This window comes from Janthinobacterium sp. DSP2-3-3 (assembly GCF_049897325.1).
Classification (GTDB): Bacteria; Pseudomonadota; Gammaproteobacteria; order Burkholderiales; family Burkholderiaceae_D; genus Janthinobacterium.
In genome coordinates, this window is record NZ_JAFCWA010000004.1 from 398022 (window position 1) to 414455 (window position 16434).

General features: G+C 63.7%; 13 protein-coding genes and 2 tRNA genes. 7 read left to right on the top strand and 8 right to left on the bottom strand.

Annotated elements, in window-relative coordinates:
* Window positions 1–88 precede the first annotated feature (88 nt).
* The 7 genes from ACP7DE_RS10830 to ACP7DE_RS10860 all read left to right on the top strand — a co-directional run bounded on the left by ACP7DE_RS10830 (window position 89) and on the right by ACP7DE_RS10860 (window position 7085).
* Window positions 89–787, top strand: a complete 699-nt coding sequence (locus tag ACP7DE_RS10830; RefSeq protein ID WP_353660054.1) for a 3-oxoacid CoA-transferase subunit A — start codon at window positions 89–91, stop codon at window positions 785–787.
* Window positions 788–798: 11 nt separating this feature from the next.
* Window positions 799–1440 carry a 3-oxoacid CoA-transferase subunit B gene (locus ACP7DE_RS10835; RefSeq protein ID WP_426072096.1) on the top strand — a complete coding sequence of 214 codons (642 nt, stop codon included), beginning with the start codon at window positions 799–801 and terminating at the stop codon, window positions 1438–1440.
* A 41-nt stretch (window positions 1441–1481) separates the two neighbouring features.
* Entirely contained in the window at window positions 1482–2684 is a 1203-nt protein-coding gene (gene pcaF, locus ACP7DE_RS10840) for a 3-oxoadipyl-CoA thiolase (RefSeq protein WP_426072097.1), read from the top strand.
* 152 nt (window positions 2685–2836) lie between these two features.
* Window positions 2837–4132 carry an MFS family transporter gene (locus ACP7DE_RS10845; protein WP_426072098.1) on the top strand — a complete coding sequence of 432 codons (1296 nt, stop codon included), beginning with the start codon at window positions 2837–2839 and terminating at the stop codon, window positions 4130–4132.
* 76 nt (window positions 4133–4208) lie between these two features.
* Window positions 4209–4904: a fumarylacetoacetate hydrolase family protein gene (locus ACP7DE_RS10850; RefSeq protein ID WP_426072099.1), complete on the top strand. Its 696-nt coding sequence runs from the start codon at window positions 4209–4211 to the stop codon at window positions 4902–4904.
* Window positions 4905–4922: 18 nt separating this feature from the next.
* Window positions 4923–5246, top strand: a complete 324-nt coding sequence (locus ACP7DE_RS10855) for a thioredoxin family protein (RefSeq protein WP_426072100.1) — start codon at window positions 4923–4925, stop codon at window positions 5244–5246.
* A 540-nt stretch (window positions 5247–5786) separates the two neighbouring features.
* Window positions 5787–7085, top strand: coding sequence for an MFS transporter (locus ACP7DE_RS10860; RefSeq protein ID WP_426072101.1), 1299 nt, complete (start codon window positions 5787–5789; stop codon window positions 7083–7085).
* Window positions 7086–7171: 86 nt separating this feature from the next.
* On the opposite strand, the gene ACP7DE_RS10865 is transcribed toward ACP7DE_RS10860, so the two are convergent.
* From ACP7DE_RS10865 to mutL, 8 genes are all read right to left on the bottom strand, one after another.
* The gene (locus ACP7DE_RS10865) at window positions 7172–8749 is read right to left on the bottom strand and encodes a histidine-type phosphatase (RefSeq protein WP_426072183.1); all 1578 of its coding nucleotides are present in this window, start codon (window positions 8747–8749) and stop codon (window positions 7172–7174) included.
* 138 nt (window positions 8750–8887) lie between these two features.
* Window positions 8888–11365 carry a TonB-dependent siderophore receptor gene (locus ACP7DE_RS10870; protein WP_426072102.1) on the bottom strand — a complete coding sequence of 826 codons (2478 nt, stop codon included), beginning with the start codon at window positions 11363–11365 and terminating at the stop codon, window positions 8888–8890.
* Between the two features lie 78 nt (window positions 11366–11443).
* Window positions 11444–12451: a FecR family protein gene (locus ACP7DE_RS10875; protein WP_426072103.1), complete on the bottom strand. Its 1008-nt coding sequence runs from the start codon at window positions 12449–12451 to the stop codon at window positions 11444–11446.
* Complete coding sequence (locus ACP7DE_RS10880) at window positions 12448–12975, bottom strand: sigma-70 family RNA polymerase sigma factor (RefSeq protein WP_426072104.1); 528 nt, start codon at window positions 12973–12975, stop codon at window positions 12448–12450. Before ACP7DE_RS10880 ends, ACP7DE_RS10875 begins: the two co-directional genes overlap by 4 nt.
* Window positions 12976–13157: 182 nt before the next feature.
* Window positions 13158–13234 (bottom strand) — tRNA-Met (locus ACP7DE_RS10885).
* Window positions 13235–13295: 61 nt separating this feature from the next.
* Window positions 13296–13372 (bottom strand) — tRNA-Met (locus ACP7DE_RS10890).
* 91 nt (window positions 13373–13463) lie between these two features.
* A complete protein-coding gene (gene miaA / locus ACP7DE_RS10895; RefSeq protein ID WP_426072105.1) occupies window positions 13464–14423 on the bottom strand; it encodes a tRNA (adenosine(37)-N6)-dimethylallyltransferase MiaA in 960 nt (319 codons plus the stop codon).
* A 90-nt stretch (window positions 14424–14513) separates the two neighbouring features.
* A complete protein-coding gene (mutL, locus tag ACP7DE_RS10900; RefSeq protein ID WP_426072106.1) occupies window positions 14514–16421 on the bottom strand; it encodes a DNA mismatch repair endonuclease MutL in 1908 nt (635 codons plus the stop codon).
* Window positions 16422–16434: the final 13 nt, after the last annotated feature.

A 16434-nucleotide genomic window follows, 5' to 3' on the forward strand; every position in this document is an offset into this window, starting at 1 on the left:
GCATATTCTCACGAATAAGTTCTAAATACGAATATTTGTTCTTTATACGAACAAATGGTTGATGAGTTTGATTTGGAGGAGACAGGCAATGATCGACAAACTGCGTTCCAGCGTCCTAGAGGCGCTGGCCGATATCCACGATGGCGCCACCGTCATGATTGGCGGCTTCGGCGGCGCGGGCCAGCCGGCCGAGCTGATCGACGGCTTGATCGCCCAGGGGGCGCGCGACCTCGTCATCGTCAACAACAATGCGGGCAATGGCGACACGGGTCTGGCCGCCCTGTTGAAAAACGGGCAGGTGCGCAAGATCATCTGCTCGTTCCCGCGCCAGGCCGATTCCCACGTTTTTGACGCGCTGTACCGCGCGGGCAAGCTGGAACTGGAACTGGTGCCGCAGGGAAACCTGGCCGAACGCATCCGCGCTGCCGGCGCCGGCATCGGCGGCTTTTTTACGCCCACGGGTTACGGCACGGACTTGGCCAAAGGCAAGGAAACGCGCGAGATCGATGGCCGCATGTATGTGTTCGAGTCGCCCATCCACGCCGATTTCGCGCTGATCAAGGCGGAGCAGGGCGACCGCTGGGGCAACCTGACCTACCGCAAGACGGCGCGCAACTTCGGCCCCATCATGGCCATGGCCGCGAAAGTCAGCATTGCTTCTGTGCATGAAGTTGCCGAGCTGGGCAGCATCGATCCCGAACACGTCATCACGCCGGGCCTGTTCGTGCAGCGCCTCGTGCAAGTGCCGCGCACGGCCACCGGCCCCGCCGGCTTCAAAGCTGCCTGAGGAGTATCAAATTGAACAAATGGAATCGAGAGCAAATGGCGGCGCGCGTGGCGGCCGACATTCATGAAGGCGCCGTGGTGAACCTGGGCATCGGCTTGCCGACCCTGGTAGCGAATCACTTGCCGGCTGGCGCCGACATCATCTTGCACAGCGAAAATGGCGTGATTGGCATGGGCCCCGCGCCCGCGCCCGGCGAGGAAGACTACGACTTGATCAACGCGGGCAAGCAGCCCGTCACCCTGTTGGCGGGCGGCAGCTATTTCCACCATGCCGACAGCTTTGCCATGATGCGCGGCGGCCATCTGGACATCTGCGTGCTGGGTGCTTTTCAAGTGTCCGCCACGGGCGACCTGGCCAACTGGCACACGGGTGCCCAAGACGCCATTCCCGCCGTGGGCGGGGCCATGGACCTGGCCATCGGCGCGAAAAAAACCTGGGTCATGATGGAATTGCTGACCAAGACCGGTGAAAGCAAGCTGGTGCAGGCGTGCAGCTATCCGCTCACGGGCATCGCTTGCGTCAGCCGCATCTACGGCGACCTGGCCGTGCTCGATCTGGGGCCAAACGGCGCCACGGTCGTCGAACTGGCCGATGGCTTGAGTTTTGAGCAGTTGCAAGCGTTGACGGCCGTGCCGCTGACGGACGGATGTTAATTCATCATCAATACGCACACCACTTTCTTGGAGGAAAGAACATGACCCACGCTTATATCTGTGATGCCCAGCGCACGCCATTCGGCCGTTATGGCGGCGGACTCGCTGGCGTGCGCGCCGACGACCTGGGCGCCGTGCCCATCCGTGCCTTGATGGCGCGCAATCCGAACGTGGACTGGAACTTTGTTACCGACGTGCTGTACGGCTGCGCCAACCAGGCGGGCGAAGACAACCGCAACGTGGCGCGCATGGCCGCCTTGCTGGCAGGATTGCCCGACAGCGTGCCGGGCGCCACCCTGAACCGTTTGTGCGGCTCGGGCCTGGACGCCATCGGCAGCGCCGCGCGCTTCATCAAGAGCGGCGAAGCGGGCTTGCTGATCGCCGGCGGCGTGGAAAGCATGAGTCGCGCACCGTTTGTCATGGGCAAGGCCGACAGCGCCTTTGCACGCGGCATGAAAATGGAAGACACGACCATCGGCTGGCGCTTCATCAATCCCCTGATGAAGGCGCGGTACGGCGTCGATTCGATGCCGGAAACGGCGGAAAACGTGGCGTCCGACTTTGGCATCAGCCGCGCTGACCAGGATGCATTCGCCCTGGCCAGCCAGGTAAAAGCGCTGGCGGCGCAGCAGGCGGGCGTGTTCGACAGCGAAATCTGTCCCGTCAGCATCGCCCAAAAGAAGGGCGATCCCATCGTCGTTGCCCGCGACGAGCATCCGCGCGCCACCACGCTGGACACCCTTGCCAAATTGCAGCCCGTCGTGCGCGCGGATGGCACGATTACTGCCGGTAACGCGTCCGGCGTAAATGATGGCGCGGCAGCGCTGTTGCTGGCCGACGAAGCAAACGCGGCCCGTTTTGGCCTGACACCCCGCGCGCGCGTCGTGGCCATGGCGACGGCCGGCGTGGCGCCGCGCATCATGGGCATCGGCCCTGCGCCCGCCACCCTGAAAGTGCTGGCCATGACGGGTTTGCGCCTGGCCGACTTCGACGTCATCGAACTCAACGAAGCGTTTGCCGCGCAAGGGCTAGCCGTGCTGCGCCAGCTGGGCTTGCAGGACGACGACCCGCGCGTCAACCCGAACGGCGGCGCGATTGCCCTGGGCCATCCGCTGGGCGCCTCGGGTGCGCGGCTGGCCATGACGGCCGTCAATCAGTTGCACCGCACGGGTGGACGCTACGCGCTTTGTACGATGTGCATCGGCGTAGGCCAGGGCATCGCGCTGGTGCTGGAACGCGTCTGATCGGCAGCGCCGGATGGCGAAAAAAGTTGCCGACGCTACGTATTAACCCGTATGTCGGGCGGCTTTTTCACCTTGACCCAGCGCGTATGATGCAACACCAGCCCGGGCAGCCTGGCTGGCGTTGGCTTTTTTACACGAACAAGAAGATTGATATGACATCCCACGATACTCCGCATGACGTTGCGCAGCTGACTTCCCAGCAGCGCATCAAGGCCATCATTGGCGCTTCCTCCGGTAACCTGGTCGAATGGTTCGACTTCTACATTTACTCGTTCTGCGCGCTGTATTTCTCGCACGCCTTCTTCCCTTCCGGTAACCCCACCACGCAGCTGCTGCAGACGGCCGGCATCTTTGCCGCCGGCTTCCTCATGCGTCCGGTGGGCGGCTGGCTGTTCGGCCGCATTGCCGACAAATACGGCCGCCGCCAGTCGATGATGATTTCCGTGCTGATGATGTGCGGCGGTTCCTTGATGATCGCCGTGCTGCCCACGTATGAAACCATCGGCGCCTTCGCCCCGTTCCTGCTGCTGGTGGCGCGGCTGTTCCAGGGCCTGTCCGTGGGCGGCGAATACGGCACCAGCGCCACCTACATGAGCGAAGTGTCGGAATCGGGCAGGCGCGGTTTCTTTGCTTCGTTTCAGTACGTGACCTTGATCGGCGGCCAGTTGCTGGCATTGCTGGTGCTGGTGGTCTTGCAGCAATTGCTGACCCTGGAAGAATTGCGTGCCTGGGGCTGGCGCATCCCGTTTGTGTTTGGCGCGCTGGCGGCCCTGGTGTCGCTGAACCTGCGTAAATCCCTGACGGAAACGACCACCGCCAGCGAGCGCAAGGACAAGGACGCGGGCAGCCTGCGCGGCTTGCTCAAGCATAAGCGCGCCTTCATCACCGTGCTGGGCTTTACGGCCGGCGGCTCGCTGGTGTTCTACACCTTCACCACCTATATGCAGAAATACCTGGTCAACACGGCCGGCATGGATACCAAGACGGCCAGCGCTGTCATGACCTGCGCGCTGCTCGTCTACATGATTTTGCAACCGGTGTTCGGCGCCCTGTCCGACCGCATCGGACGCCGCACCTCGATGCTGTTCTTCGGCGGTCTGGCCACCCTGTGCGTGCTGCCGATCATGCATGCCCTGAAAGACATCACCAGCCCGTACGCGGCGTTCGGCTTGATCATCATCGCGCTGGCCGTCATCAGTTTCTATACGTCGATCAGCGGCTTGATCAAGGCGGAAATGTTCCCCGTCGAAGTGCGCGCGCTGGGCGTGGGCCTGTCGTATGCGGTCGCCAACGCCATGTTCGGCGGTTCGGCCGAATACGTGGCGCTGCAGTTCAAGGCCTGGCACGTGGAAGAGTATTTCTATTGGTACGTGACCATCATGTGCCTGATTTCCTTCATCGTCGCCATCCGCATGCCGGACCCAAGCCGCTCGGGCCTGCTGAAGTAATGTTGCCGTAAAATGGGGGACACTGCGGTGTCCCTTTTTCATCACCGCCTTTTTATCGTGCCGATCAGGAGTCTTCATGTCGTATGTCATTCCCGCAGCCATCCAGCCCAGCGTTCCCGTTACCGGCAGCGTTGATACTTTTCCTGTCCACCGCATCTATTGCGTGGGCCGCAACTATGTCGACCACGCCAAGGAAATGGGCCACACGGGCCGCGAGGCGCCGTTTTTCTTCATGAAACCAAACGACGCCGTGTTGCCCGTGCCTGCCGGCACGACGGGCGAGTTGCCGTACCCCGCGCAAACGCAGGATTTCCAGCACGAAATGGAACTGGTGGTGGCCATCGGCAAGGGTGGCAGCGATATCGGCGTGGCCGATGCGCTGAGCCACGTCTGGGGTTATGCGATTGGTCTGGACATGACGCGCCGCGATGTGCAGGGCGCAGCGAAAAAGCAGGGTCGTCCGTGGGAGACGGGCAAGGCCTTCGAGCACTCGGCGCCCATCGGTTCCATCACCCCGGCCGCGCAGGCGGGCGACGTCAGCCATGCCGCCATCACCTTGCACGTGAATGGTGAGCTGCGTCAAAGCAGCAGCATCGACATGCTGATCTGGAACGTGGCCGAAACCATTGCTGACCTGTCGAGCTACTTTAGCTTGCAGCCGGGCGACCTGATCTACACGGGCACGCCGGCCGGCGTGGCGGCGGTGCAGCGCGGCGACGAACTGGTGGGAGCCATCGATGGCCTGGGCACCTTGCGCATGAAAGTGGTCTAAGCTGTCAAGGAGACTGGCATGATGAACGATACCTATTCTGTAGCACAACCGGCGCGCGCCGAGATCGACGCCTTGACGGGGCCGGCTTTGCTGGAATTTGGCACGGGCTGGTGCGGCCACTGCCGCGCCACCCAGGCGCCGCTGGCCGCCGCCTTTGCGCAGCATCCCGGGGTGCCGCACCTGCGCGTGGAAGACGGGCCCGGCCGCGCGCTCGGGCGTTCATTCCGGGTGAAACTATGGCCGACCTTGATCTTTCTCAAGGATGGCCAGGAAGTGGCGCGTCTCGTGCGTCCGCTCGATAGCGCGGAGATCGCCAGCGCGTTGGCCCTGATTGATGTGTAGGCCGTTTTAAACCCAACAGCAAGGACTGGGTTTGCACTTCAAACTGTCTTGCCGCACTGCAGCACTGCGCGTATGATAAGGCGCTTACAGCAAGATCAACCGCATCCTTCGGGATGTAGGCGCGATCATCGCCGGCCCGCTCCACCCGGAGGGGCCGCAGGCAAGGATTCACCACAAATGACCGATGCCGCGATGCCGACGCGCGGGTCTGGTACGGAATGCCTGGCGATACGCCGGGCTTGATACACGTCGACCATCCCCTGACGCCTTTCCTGCCGTGCCCCGGGTAACCGGATGGCGCACGACCGTTGTTTCTCTAAATCAGCACTGATCACAGCGCGTTAGCGCGCGTTGCCGGCAGTTCGCTACGGCAATAAAAAACCGTTGTTTTTGTTTGCAAATTTAATAGCAAATGCACAGCAAACGCTGGCGTGCGCAGCTATGATATGCCAACAACGCGCCTAGACAACGTGCTGTGCTGCTGCCTGAAAAAACATCCAGAGAATGGCCTTTAGACACCCTCCCCAAGGAGCGCAGTAAATGAGTAAGCCCCGGAGCACCCCCCCCAAGAAAAATTCCCCCGGCACGGTGCTGTTCGCCAGCCTGATCGGCACCACCATCGAGTTCTTTGATTTTTATATCTACGCCACCGCCGCCGTGCTGGTGTTCCCGAAACTGTTCTTCCCGGCCGGCGACCCGTCGGCCGCCGTGCTGCAGTCGCTGGCCACGTTTGCCATCGCCTTCTTCGCCCGCCCCATCGGCTCGGCCGTGTTCGGCCACTTCGGCGACCGCATCGGCCGCAAGGCCACCCTGGTGGCCGCCTTGTTGACCATGGGGATTTCCACCGTCATCATCGGCTTGTTGCCCACGTATGCCGCCATCGGCACCCTGGCACCATTGCTGCTGGCACTGTGCCGTTTCGGCCAGGGCCTGGGCCTGGGCGGCGAGTGGGGCGGCGCGGTGCTGCTGGCCACAGAAAACGCGCCACCGGGCAAGCGCGCCTGGTATGGCATGTTCCCGCAGCTGGGTGCGCCCATCGGCTTCTTCCTGTCCGGCGGCATCTTCCTGCTGCTCAGCGAAACCATGACCGATGAACAGTTCTTCAGCTATGGCTGGCGCATCCCGTTCCTGGCCAGCGCGCTGCTGGTCATCGTCGGCCTGTACGTGCGTCTGAAGATTACGGAAACGCCGGACTTCCAGAAAGTCATCGACAAGAACGAAGTCGTCAAACTGCCCGTCGCCACCGTGTTCCGCCAGCATGGCCGCATGCTCTTCCTGGGCACCATCATCGCCCTGGCCACCTTCGTGCTGTTCTATCTGATGACGGTGTTTGCCTTGAGCTGGGGCACGACCAAGCTGGGCTTTACGCGCAAGGAATTCCTCATTGTGCAGCTGTTTGCCGTGCTGTTCTTCGCCCTGACGATTCCGTTTTCCGCCGTGCTGGCCGACCGCCGCGGCCGCCGCGCCACCCTGATCTGGGTCTCCGTCGCCATTGCCATCTTCGGCCTGGTGCTGGCGCCGATGTTCGGCTCCGGCGTGACCTGGGAAGTGACGCTCTTCATGGCTGTCGGCCTGGGCCTGATGGGCATGACTTACGGACCGCTGGGCACCATGTTGTCCGAGCTGTTCCCGCCCGAAGTGCGTTACACGGGCGCCTCGCTGACCTTCAACCTGGCGGGCATTTTGGGCGCCTCGCTGGCGCCGTACATCGCCACCTGGCTGGCCACCAACTACGGCTTGCAATACGTGGGCTATTACCTTTCGCTGGCGGCCGTGCTGACCCTGGGCGCGCTGCTGATGGTGGGCAAGCCGAGGGCAGGCAAGGAAGCCTGGGAATAAACGCGCACGCCGTGTGAGCACCCCACAAACCGCCAGCCTTCAAGCTGGCGGTTTTTTTGCGCCGTTATTGCGCCGTTATTGCACCGTTATTGCACCGCTACGTGGCCATAGCAGGCTTTCAGCCCCGCGTAGTCGTAGAATACGCTGCCCGGCGCGATGCGGGCGCCATCGCAGGCCGCCTGGAACGGCGTTTCCTTTTCGTTGTACAGCAGGCGCACGATAAGCTGGCCCGTCGCATTGCGGTACACATCCCACTGCAGGTTGGCCGCCAGCGGCGAGACCAGTGCGCCGCGCCATGGGTTGTTGGCGTAACTGTAGGGCGTGGACTCCGGCAGGGGCGCCAGCACCTGCTGTAAACCCATGGCCGAGGCGAGCGGAATGATCATCTCGGCATGCGTGAAGCGCAGCTTGGCCGCATGGCGCAGGTCACCCTTGGCCAGCGCATCGACTTCCCGGAAAAAATCCTCGCGCAGCGCCACGGCGAAGCGCCAGGTGACGCCGGCACTGTCCGTGGTGGACGGCCCCCTCTTGTAAAAATCTTCGTGGTCGGCCACCGAAGCGTAATAGCGCGCATCGTCGGCCGGCATATAGCGGCTGAAATCGGCCTTCACCTCGTGGCGCATGCCGGCGGCGATGGCGTACAGCGCATACAGCGTCGTGGCGGCCGCATTCATGCTGCGGATGGCCGTCTTGCCGCTGCCCTTCAGGGTGCGCGTGAGTTTGCCGTCCGCGCTGGTGAACGTGTAGCTGCCCGTATCCGCATAGCTGGTGGCGCCGCCGTTAAACTGCGTGAGGAAGGCGGGCGTGAACAAGCGCTCCAGCACCTGGCGCGCATGCTTGGCTGCCGCCGGCTGCCTGGCGGGGGGTGTCATCAGGGTGTCCAGCCGCTTGGTCCTGATGTAATGCTGGTAAGCCTGGCTGGCGGCATAGGTGGCGGCATAGGTGGTGGAATAGGTGGTGGAATACGGGTTGGCGCGATCGGCCACAAAATCCGTCTGCGGCACCAGCTTGTGTGCATATAGCAGGAAGCGGTTCACGCCATCCGGTTGTAATATCGGCCGTACTGCGGGCGAGCGTCCCTGCGGGTACGGCGCCGGTGCGGGCGGCAGGTACAACAAGGGTGCCAGCGCGGGCGCATGCTCCAGCAGCGACTGCGTGAAGAAGCGCGCGCTGTCGCGCGCGCGGTCCACGCCGGAATGGATGGTGACGAGCTGACGCGGTGCCGTGGCAGCATCCTGTCCCACTTGCGCAAACAGCGTGGGCAAACGTGCGAGCAGGCGCGCGGCCAGTTGCCGGTGTTCCTCGATGCCCGTCTGCGACAGATTGCCGTAACCGGGTTGCTCGATGCCGGGTACGCCATGGCCGAGCAGGGCGTTGGCCTGCATCAGGGCCAGGATGTCGGGTCCCAGTTCGCGTCCCAGCGGCGTCAGAGCATCCTGCGCGGCCGCCTGCTTCCACATCGCGTACAGGGCCGCGTCGCCCTTCATGCCGGTCAGCCCGCGCGAACCGTGGCGCGCCACCAGTTGCGTGAAGATGGGCTGGAAGCCGGCCGGTGGCACGGCATACGTGGCCGGGTCCTGCTGCGGCGTGTAGGGCGTCTTGGTCTGGTAGTAGCCCTCGAAGGCCAGGGCGGGACTGGCGCAGGTGGCCAGGGCCAGCAGCATGCTGGACAGGGGAAGCGGTGGGGGCATGGTTTTTTTGGCGGATGGTTTCTTGAATACAAGCCTAGCACTGAACGAAAGAAAAAAAAGCGGGCACGGCAGAATGCCGGCCCGCCTGTTCCGTTACCGCAGCGTGTCAGCTTACCACTTCGGCGTGTACTTCAAGGTGAACTGCAGGTTGCGCGGGTCGCCATAGTAGTTATTCGAACCGGTGGTGTTGTAGGACGGAATGATATAGCGCTTGTCGAAGACGTTGTTGACGTTCAGCGACAGGGCCACTTGCGGCGTGGCTTGCCAGGCCAGACGCGCATTCCAGATCGAGAAGCCGGCAACCTTGAAGGTGCGCTCGGTATCGAGCGTATGGCTTTGCAGGTTGGCGCCAGCGCCTAAGCTGAACTTGTCCCACGCGCCGGGCAGCGTATAGCTCGACCAAAGGCGCAGCATGTGCTTCGGCGTCCAGGTGGAAAAGACCTGGCCCTTGTTGTCCGGATCGTCCAGGTAGGTCGTCGTCGTATAGGCGTAGCCGGCCGACAGTTGCAGGCCACGCGCCACTTCGCCCGACACTTCCGCTTCCAGGCCCTGGCTGCGCACCTTGCCCGAGGCGCGTGAGCAGTACCAGCCATCGCAGGCGAAACCGGCAGCGTAGTCGTTGACGGCGCGGTCCTTATGGTCGTAGCGGAACACGGCCAGCGATGTGTTGACCTGGCCGTCCAGCAGTTCACCCTTGATGCCGCCCTCGTAGCTGCTGCCGGTGATCGGTTTGAGGATCTGGCCTGCCACATTGTGGTTGGTCTGCGGCTGAAACACGTCCGCATAGCTGGCGTAGGTCGACCATTGAGGCGTCAATGCATAGATCAGGCCCACCGATGGCGTGAACTTGGCCGCGACGCTGGTGGTGTCGCGGTAGCCGTCCGGCGTGGCGTACACGAAGTCATACCAGTTGAAGCGCCCGCCCAGCAGGGCTTTCAGATTGCTGGTCAGCTGGCCGTTCCAGGTGCCGTACAGGCCTTTCTGGCGCATGTCATAGCTGCTGTAGCTGGTGACGCCCGTCTTGCGCGCGGCAATGGTATCAAAGTCTTGCCACGGGCGATGGTGGTTGATATTGAAGATATCCGCGCCCGGCTCCCACGCGCGCGCATAACGGTCATTCGACGTGAGGCTGACATAGCTGGCGCCGACGACGATTTCCTGCGCGATGCCCAGGCCGTCGAATTTGCCACGTACGAAGGCGTCGATGCCGCGCTTGCGGTTGTCGAAATCGGTGGAAAAATCGCCATAGCGCGCGCCGCTGCCGTCGGGGGTGATGGCGAAGGCCGTGCGCTGGTGCGTTGAGCTGGTGCTTTCATTCATGCCCAGCGCCGAGGCTTTCAGGCTCCATTGGGTATTGAAGTGGTGTTCCAGGTCCAGGTAGACAGTGCTTTGCTCCACCTGGCTGCGATTCCAGTCGGCACCCGTGAAGGTAGAGCGCGGCAGCGGCAGTTCGCTGCCGTCCGCGTAGCGGGGCAGGCCGATGAACGTGGGGCGGCCGTGGGCTTTGACGTGGCTGGCGGCCAGGCCCACGGTGGTGGCTGGCGCCAGGTCGTAGTCGAGCGCCGCGTACAGGGTGCGGTTCTTGCTCCACACCTGGTCGATGAAGGAGTGGCTGTCGTCTTCATCGACAATAACGCGTCCGCGCAGGCTGGCGTCCGCGTTCAAGGGGCTGCTGACGTCGAGCTGGGCGCCAAAGTGGTTCCACGAGCCGGCGCGCGCCGTCATGCTGACACTGCGCGCGGCGGTCGGACGCTTGCGCACCAGGTTGACAGAGCCGCCCGGACTGCCCGTGCCAACCAGCATGCCGGAGGCGCCGCGCAGCACTTCCAGACGGTCGTAGATGACCATGTTTTCCTGGCCCCAGTTACCCAGTGCATAGGTATTGCGGTCGATCGGCACACCATCGTATTGCCATTGGTCGATCTGGAAACCGCGCGCCGTGATGACCACGCCCGGCCCCACGCCATGCACGCCGACCACGCCGGTGACGTTGTTGACCGCCTCGCGCAAGTCCGTGATGCCCTGGTCGTCCAGGCGCTGGCGCGTCAGCACGCTGACCGATTGCGGGATGTCCTTCATCGCTTGCTCGCCCTTGCCGATGCTGATCTTGCGCGCCGTGTAGGAGCCGCTGCCTTCCGTGGTGGCGCCTTGCTCGGCCTGGCCGACGATGGTAATCGAGGGCATGGTGCGCTCGGCCGCCGAAGCGGAGGATGCGGCTGCAGTCGATGGAGCCGTTGCCGGCGCGGGGGCTGTCACCAGCACATAGCCGGTCGGCGTCTTGCCGATGGCGTAGCCGCTGCCGCGCAGCAGCACGGCGAAGCCGTCCTCGATGGCGTAGCTGCCTTGCAGGCCGGCACTGGTCAAACCCTGCACCTTGGAGGCGTCGATGACGATGGACACGCCAGCCTGCTGGGCATAGCGGTTCAGGGCGCCGGCCAGCGGACCGGCGGGGATGGTGTAGCTGGCGACAGCCGGTGCAGCCTGGGCATGCAGGCCGACGCCAGCCAGCAGCATGGCCGCCAGGGCCAGCGGGCGCAGCCGCGTGCGCAGGGTGTTCGGGGAGGAAACGGCAAGGACTTGAACGGACATGGTGACAGCCTTTTTTGATTGATCTCAGCTGCCTTGACGCACGAGATGCGCAAAGTGGAACCGCGAACGCACAATTTTTTATTTATTTTTGGAGGGGCTGCGGGCCGGAGCGTCGACCATCACCAGGTAGTGCGTCAGCATGCGTATGCGTAGTTGCGGGAAATTGTCGATCAACAGTTGCAGCGCCTTGTCCGTGTCGTCCAGCGGCAGCACGGCGGCCACGCGGATGCCGGCGATCTGCGCGCGGTCATAATGCAGCTGGCCGGGGCGGTGGCGCGCCAGTTCGTCGAGCACCTCGGCCAGCGGCAAGTCGTCGACTACCAGCTGGCGCGCGCGCCACGCATCCTGCACGCTGGCCGCATCGATGGCTTGCAACGGGCCAACCCCATTGTCCGTGATGCGCGTGCGCTGGCCCGCCTGCACCATGACGGGCGGATGTTGCGGCACCTGCGCCAGCACTTTGGATTCCAGCATGCTCAAGATGGTGGCGCCGTTTTCCTTGCGCACGCTAAAACGCGTGCCCAAGGCGCGGATCGCCGCCTGCTTGCTGTCGACGATGAAGGGGCGCTGCGCATCCTTGGCCACGTCGACGAGGATGTCGCCACGCAACAGCTCCACATGCCGCTCGCCTGCATTGAAACGCACGTTGACGGCGCTGTCGCTGCCCAGGGTGAGGCGGCTGCCATCGTCCAGCGTGTGCGTGCGCCATTGTCCTGTGGGGCTGCGCAGGTCGGCCAGCAGGTAGGCGGGGCGCTCGCTGATGACCAGTGCACCGGTCAGCACCAGCATGGTCACGGCGCTGGCCGCAGCCAACTGGCGCAGATGCTGGCGCGGACGCTTTGGTGCGATGGCGGCCAGGGCGGCGCGCGCGGGCCTATGGTTGCCGCCGGCCGGCTCGCGCACGACGTTCAATTGGCGCAGCAGGTTTTCCATGCCGGCGGCCGCGCTCGCGTGCAGCGGGTCGGCCGCCTTCCACGCAGCGAAGCCGGCCTGCGCGGTGTCGCGCTCGGCCGGATCGTCGGCGCTCAGCCGCACGATCCAGTGCGCGGCCTGCTCGGCTACCACGTCGGTGTGGGGGCGATTCATGCCGCCATGGCCGGACAGGCGTGGCGGCAGGCCAGCAAGGCTTGCACCAGGTATTTTTGCACCATGCGCGTGGAGACCTTCAGTTGCGCCGCCACCGCAGCCTGCGGCTGCTCTTCCAGGTAGTGCAGCAAAAAGGCGTCGCGCGCCTTGGCTGATAAGCCGGCCAGCGCCATGGCGATTTGCTCGAGCGCCTGCACGGCCATCAGGATCTCGTCGGGCGAGGGCGCGCCGGGCAAGCTGTCGGCCAGCATTGCCAATTCCGCCATGTAGCTGCGTTCGAGTATTTGCCGGCGCGCGCGGTCGAGCAGCAATCGCTTCGCCGTGGTGGACAGATAGGCGCGCGGCTCGCGTATGCCGAACAGGGCATCACGCGAAGCGATGATGCGCACAAACGTGTCTTGCGCCACGTCGGCCGCGCCGTGTGGGCAGCTGAGTTTTTTGCGCAGCCAGCCGAGCAGCCAGCCGTGATGCTCGCTGTAGAGCGATTGCACTTGCTGTTGCAGGCTGGGCTGGATGGCGGACATGAGTGACGAATAATATAAATGAGAATTATTCTCATTGTAAGCGCCAGTGGCGGCTTGCCACAATCCCCAATGCTTGCGGATGGGGCAGGTGTTGCATGCAGGCCGCACGCGAGGCGATGCAGGAAATGAAAAAACCCGCCGCTGCGCGAGGCAGGGGCGGGTTCATCAATGCTGCACATTCTTGGTGGTGATAGGTGGACTTGAACCACCGACCCCAGCATTATGAATGCTGTGCTCTAACCAACTGAGCTATATCACCAAACAGACCGGTCAGACCGGATGCTCGTTGCGACCATGGCAACACCATGATCTTTGTTCTTTGGTGGTGATAGGTGGACTTGAACCACCGACCCCAGCATTATGAATGCTGTGCTCTAACCAACTGAGCTATATCACCCAACAGCCGAGCATTATCCAGTCTTCCCATTTCCTTGTCAATGCTGGCGCAAAAAAATGTGCGGATTTCTCACGCGCCGGCGACGGCATGATTATTTTTGTAACGGCGTCATCAACGGTTGAATCTGCGCCAGCATGGCGCTGGCCGGGTCAAAGCCCAGGCAATCGATGACGATGCGCTCCGGCATGGCGCGCAGCCAGGTCAGTTGGCGCTTCGCCAGTTGGCGCGTGGCGATGATGCCCGTCTCGCGCAAGGCGGCACGGTCGATGCGGCCATCGAGGTACTCCCAGGCCTGGCGGTAGCCCACACAGCGCATGGACGGCAGGCCCGGATGCAGGTCGCCGCGCCGGCGCAACCGTTCCACTTCATCGAGCAGGGCATCGTCTTTCAGCATGCTGTCGAAGCGCGTGGCGATGCGCGCATGCAGCACGGCGCGGTCCGATGGTTCCAGCGCAAACGACTGTAATTGAAATGGCAGCACGGTCTTTTCGCGCAGGGCCAGCAGGGCCGACATGGGCTGGCCCGACAGGGCGATGATTTCCAGCGCGCGGCCGATGCGCTGCGCGTCCTGCGGCGCCAGGCGCGCTGCCGTGATGGGGTCTTGCTGCGCCAGGCGCGCATGCATGGCGGGCCAGCCGATGGCGGCCGCGTCCTCTTCCAGCTGGGCGCGCAAGGCAGGATCGGCGCCGGGCAAGTCGTCGAGGCCATCGGTCAGGCCCTTGAAGTACAGCATGGTGCCGCCGACCAGCAGCGGCAGCTTGCCGCGCGCGGATATTTCGCTCACCAAGCGCAGGGTATCGTTGCGGAACTGCGCTACCGAATAGGCGTCCAGCGGGTCGATGATGTCGATCAAATGATGTGGCACCTGGGCCAGCTCCTCTTTCGACGGCTTGGCCGTGCCGATATCCATGCCCCGATAGACGAGGGCCGAATCGACGGAAATGATCTCGGACGGAATGGCTTGCGCGATAGCCAGCGCACTGGCCGTCTTGCCGCTGGCCGTGGGACCCATGATGGCGACGGCCAGGGGGAGGTGTGGAGAGTTTTGCATGTTGGTTTTGTATGATGGGGTGCAAAAGAGACTGGCAAAACTTTCAGGGCGAGGCAGTGCAACGCCGCCATGGACGTTTTTCAGGCTCTTTTACTGGCCGCGCAGGAATAATTTGTCTAGGGCGTTGATCTCGACCTGCACCCATGTGGGCCGGCCATGGTTGCACTGGTCGGCGCGTTCCGTGCTCTCCATCTGGCGCAGCAAGGCGTTCATTTCCTGTACCGATAAAATCCTGTTGGCGCGCACGGCCGTGTGGCAGGCCAGGGTGCCCAGCAATTCGTTCTGGCGCTCGATCAGCACGCGCGAGCCGCCGTATTCGCGCACGTCGCGCAGCACGTCGCGCGCCAGCGTTTGCGCGTCGGCGTTTTTCAGCAGGGTCGGCACGGAGCGCACGGCCAGGGTGGTGGGCGACAGGGCGGCGATGTCGAAGCCGAGCGCTTTTAATGTGTCCTGGTTTTCATTCGCCGTCGACACTTCGATGGCGTCCGCGTAGAACGTCACGGGTATCAGGAGCGACTGCACCTGCATGTCCTGGCCCGAGACTTGCGCCTGCAGCGCGTTTTTCAGCTGCTCGTACAGGATGCGCTCGTGCGCCGCGTGCATGTCGACCAGCACCAGGCCCTTGGTGTTTTGCGCCAGGATGTAGATGCCGTGCAGCTGGGCCAGGGCAAAGCCCAGCGGGTATTCTTCGCGCGCCATCGCTTCGGGCGAGGCGATGTACGGTTCCACCTGCGTGATGGGCGAACTGGCAGCGCCGCCGCCGAACAGGGCGCCGTAGGCCGCCGTGTCCTGGGCCACACCTGGCGCATCGGCAAAGAAGGGGCGGGCCGCGCCGGGCGCCGCTGGCGCAAAGGTATTCGTGAATTGCGCGCCGAACGACGTCTGCGTCTGCTCGCGGCGCCAGATGCCAGATCCACCCAAACCCGCGCCGGCAGTATCGCCGCTCAGGGTGGAGGCGGCCGGCAGCGGCGCCGGTACGCTGCCAAACGCCGTGGCCGAGGTTTGCGCCAGCGCGCGCTGCACGGTGTGGAAGACGAACTGGTGTACGGAGCGGCTGTCGCGGAAGCGCACTTCGATCTTCGACGGGTGCACGTTGACGTCGACCAGGGCCGGGTCGAGGTCGAGCGCCAGCACGTAGGAGGGAAAGCGGTCGCCGTGCAGCACGTCCTGGTACGCCATGCGCACGGCGTGCACCAGCAGCTTGTCGCGCACGAAGCGCCCGTTGACATAAAAGAACTGGCCATCGGCGCGCGCCTTGGATGCCGTCGGCAAGCCGGCAAAGCCGTGAATGCGCAAGGTGCCGGCCGATTCGTCCAGCGCCAGGCGCGCTTCGGCAAAGTCATTGCCCAGGATGTGCGCGCTGCGCTTGGCCAGTTCGCTGATATTCCACTGGTCGATGGTGCGCCCATTGTGCGACAGCGAGAACGCCACGTCGGGCCGCGCCAGGGCGATGCGGCGCACCACTTCGGCGCAGTGGCCGTATTCCGTCTGCTCGGATTTGAGGAACTTGCGCCGCGCGGGCGTGTTGAAATACAGGTCTTGCACGTCGACCGTGGTGCCGTGCGCGCCGGACGACGGCGAGACGCTGCCGTTGTGCGAGCCGACGATTTCCCACGCATGGGCCGCGTCCGCCGTGCGCGAAGTCAGGGTGACGGCGGCCACCGAGGCGATGGAGGCCAGCGCCTCGCCGCGAAAGCCCAGGGTGCCCACGTTTTCCAGGTCGTGCAGCGAGGCGATCTTGGAAGTGGCGTGGCGCGCCAGGGCCAGCGGCAGCTGATCTTTATCGATGCCGCGGCCATTGTCGGTAATCGCGATGCGTTTTACGCCCCCCTCTTCCAGCCGCACCGTGATCTGCGTGGCGCCCGAGTCGAGGGCGTTTTCCAGCAACTCCTTGACCACGGCCGATGGCCGTTCGACTACCTCGCCAGCGGCGATTTGCGAAATCAACTGGTCAGGCAAGGCCTGGATCGGGCGGTGGGGCGTGATGGGAGCGTTCATGCCCTGATTATAA

What these genes read in the sequence shown, in the direction of transcription:
- ACP7DE_RS10830 (WP_353660054.1), top strand. Translation starts at nt 89, where the DNA reads ATGATCGACAAACTGCGTTCCAGCGTCCTAGAGGCGCTGGCCGATATC.
- pcaF (WP_426072097.1), top strand. Translation starts at nt 1,482, where the DNA reads ATGACCCACGCTTATATCTGTGATGCCCAGCGCACGCCATTCGGCCGT.
- ACP7DE_RS10845 (WP_426072098.1), top strand. Translation starts at nt 2,837, where the DNA reads ATGACATCCCACGATACTCCGCATGACGTTGCGCAGCTGACTTCCCAG.
- ACP7DE_RS10850 (WP_426072099.1), top strand. Translation starts at nt 4,209, where the DNA reads ATGTCGTATGTCATTCCCGCAGCCATCCAGCCCAGCGTTCCCGTTACC.
- ACP7DE_RS10855 (WP_426072100.1), top strand. Translation starts at nt 4,923, where the DNA reads ATGATGAACGATACCTATTCTGTAGCACAACCGGCGCGCGCCGAGATC.
- ACP7DE_RS10860 (WP_426072101.1), top strand. Translation starts at nt 5,787, where the DNA reads ATGAGTAAGCCCCGGAGCACCCCCCCCAAGAAAAATTCCCCCGGCACG.
- ACP7DE_RS10865 (WP_426072183.1), bottom strand. Translation starts at nt 8,749, where the DNA reads ATGCTGCTGGCCCTGGCCACCTGCGCCAGTCCCGCCCTGGCCTTCGAG.
- ACP7DE_RS10870 (WP_426072102.1), bottom strand. Translation starts at nt 11,365, where the DNA reads ATGTCCGTTCAAGTCCTTGCCGTTTCCTCCCCGAACACCCTGCGCACG.
- ACP7DE_RS10875 (WP_426072103.1), bottom strand. Translation starts at nt 12,451, where the DNA reads ATGAATCGCCCCCACACCGACGTGGTAGCCGAGCAGGCCGCGCACTGG.
- ACP7DE_RS10880 (WP_426072104.1), bottom strand. Translation starts at nt 12,975, where the DNA reads ATGTCCGCCATCCAGCCCAGCCTGCAACAGCAAGTGCAATCGCTCTAC.
- miaA (WP_426072105.1), bottom strand. Translation starts at nt 14,423, where the DNA reads ATGCAAAACTCTCCACACCTCCCCCTGGCCGTCGCCATCATGGGTCCC.
- mutL (WP_426072106.1), bottom strand. Translation starts at nt 16,421, where the DNA reads ATGAACGCTCCCATCACGCCCCACCGCCCGATCCAGGCCTTGCCTGAC.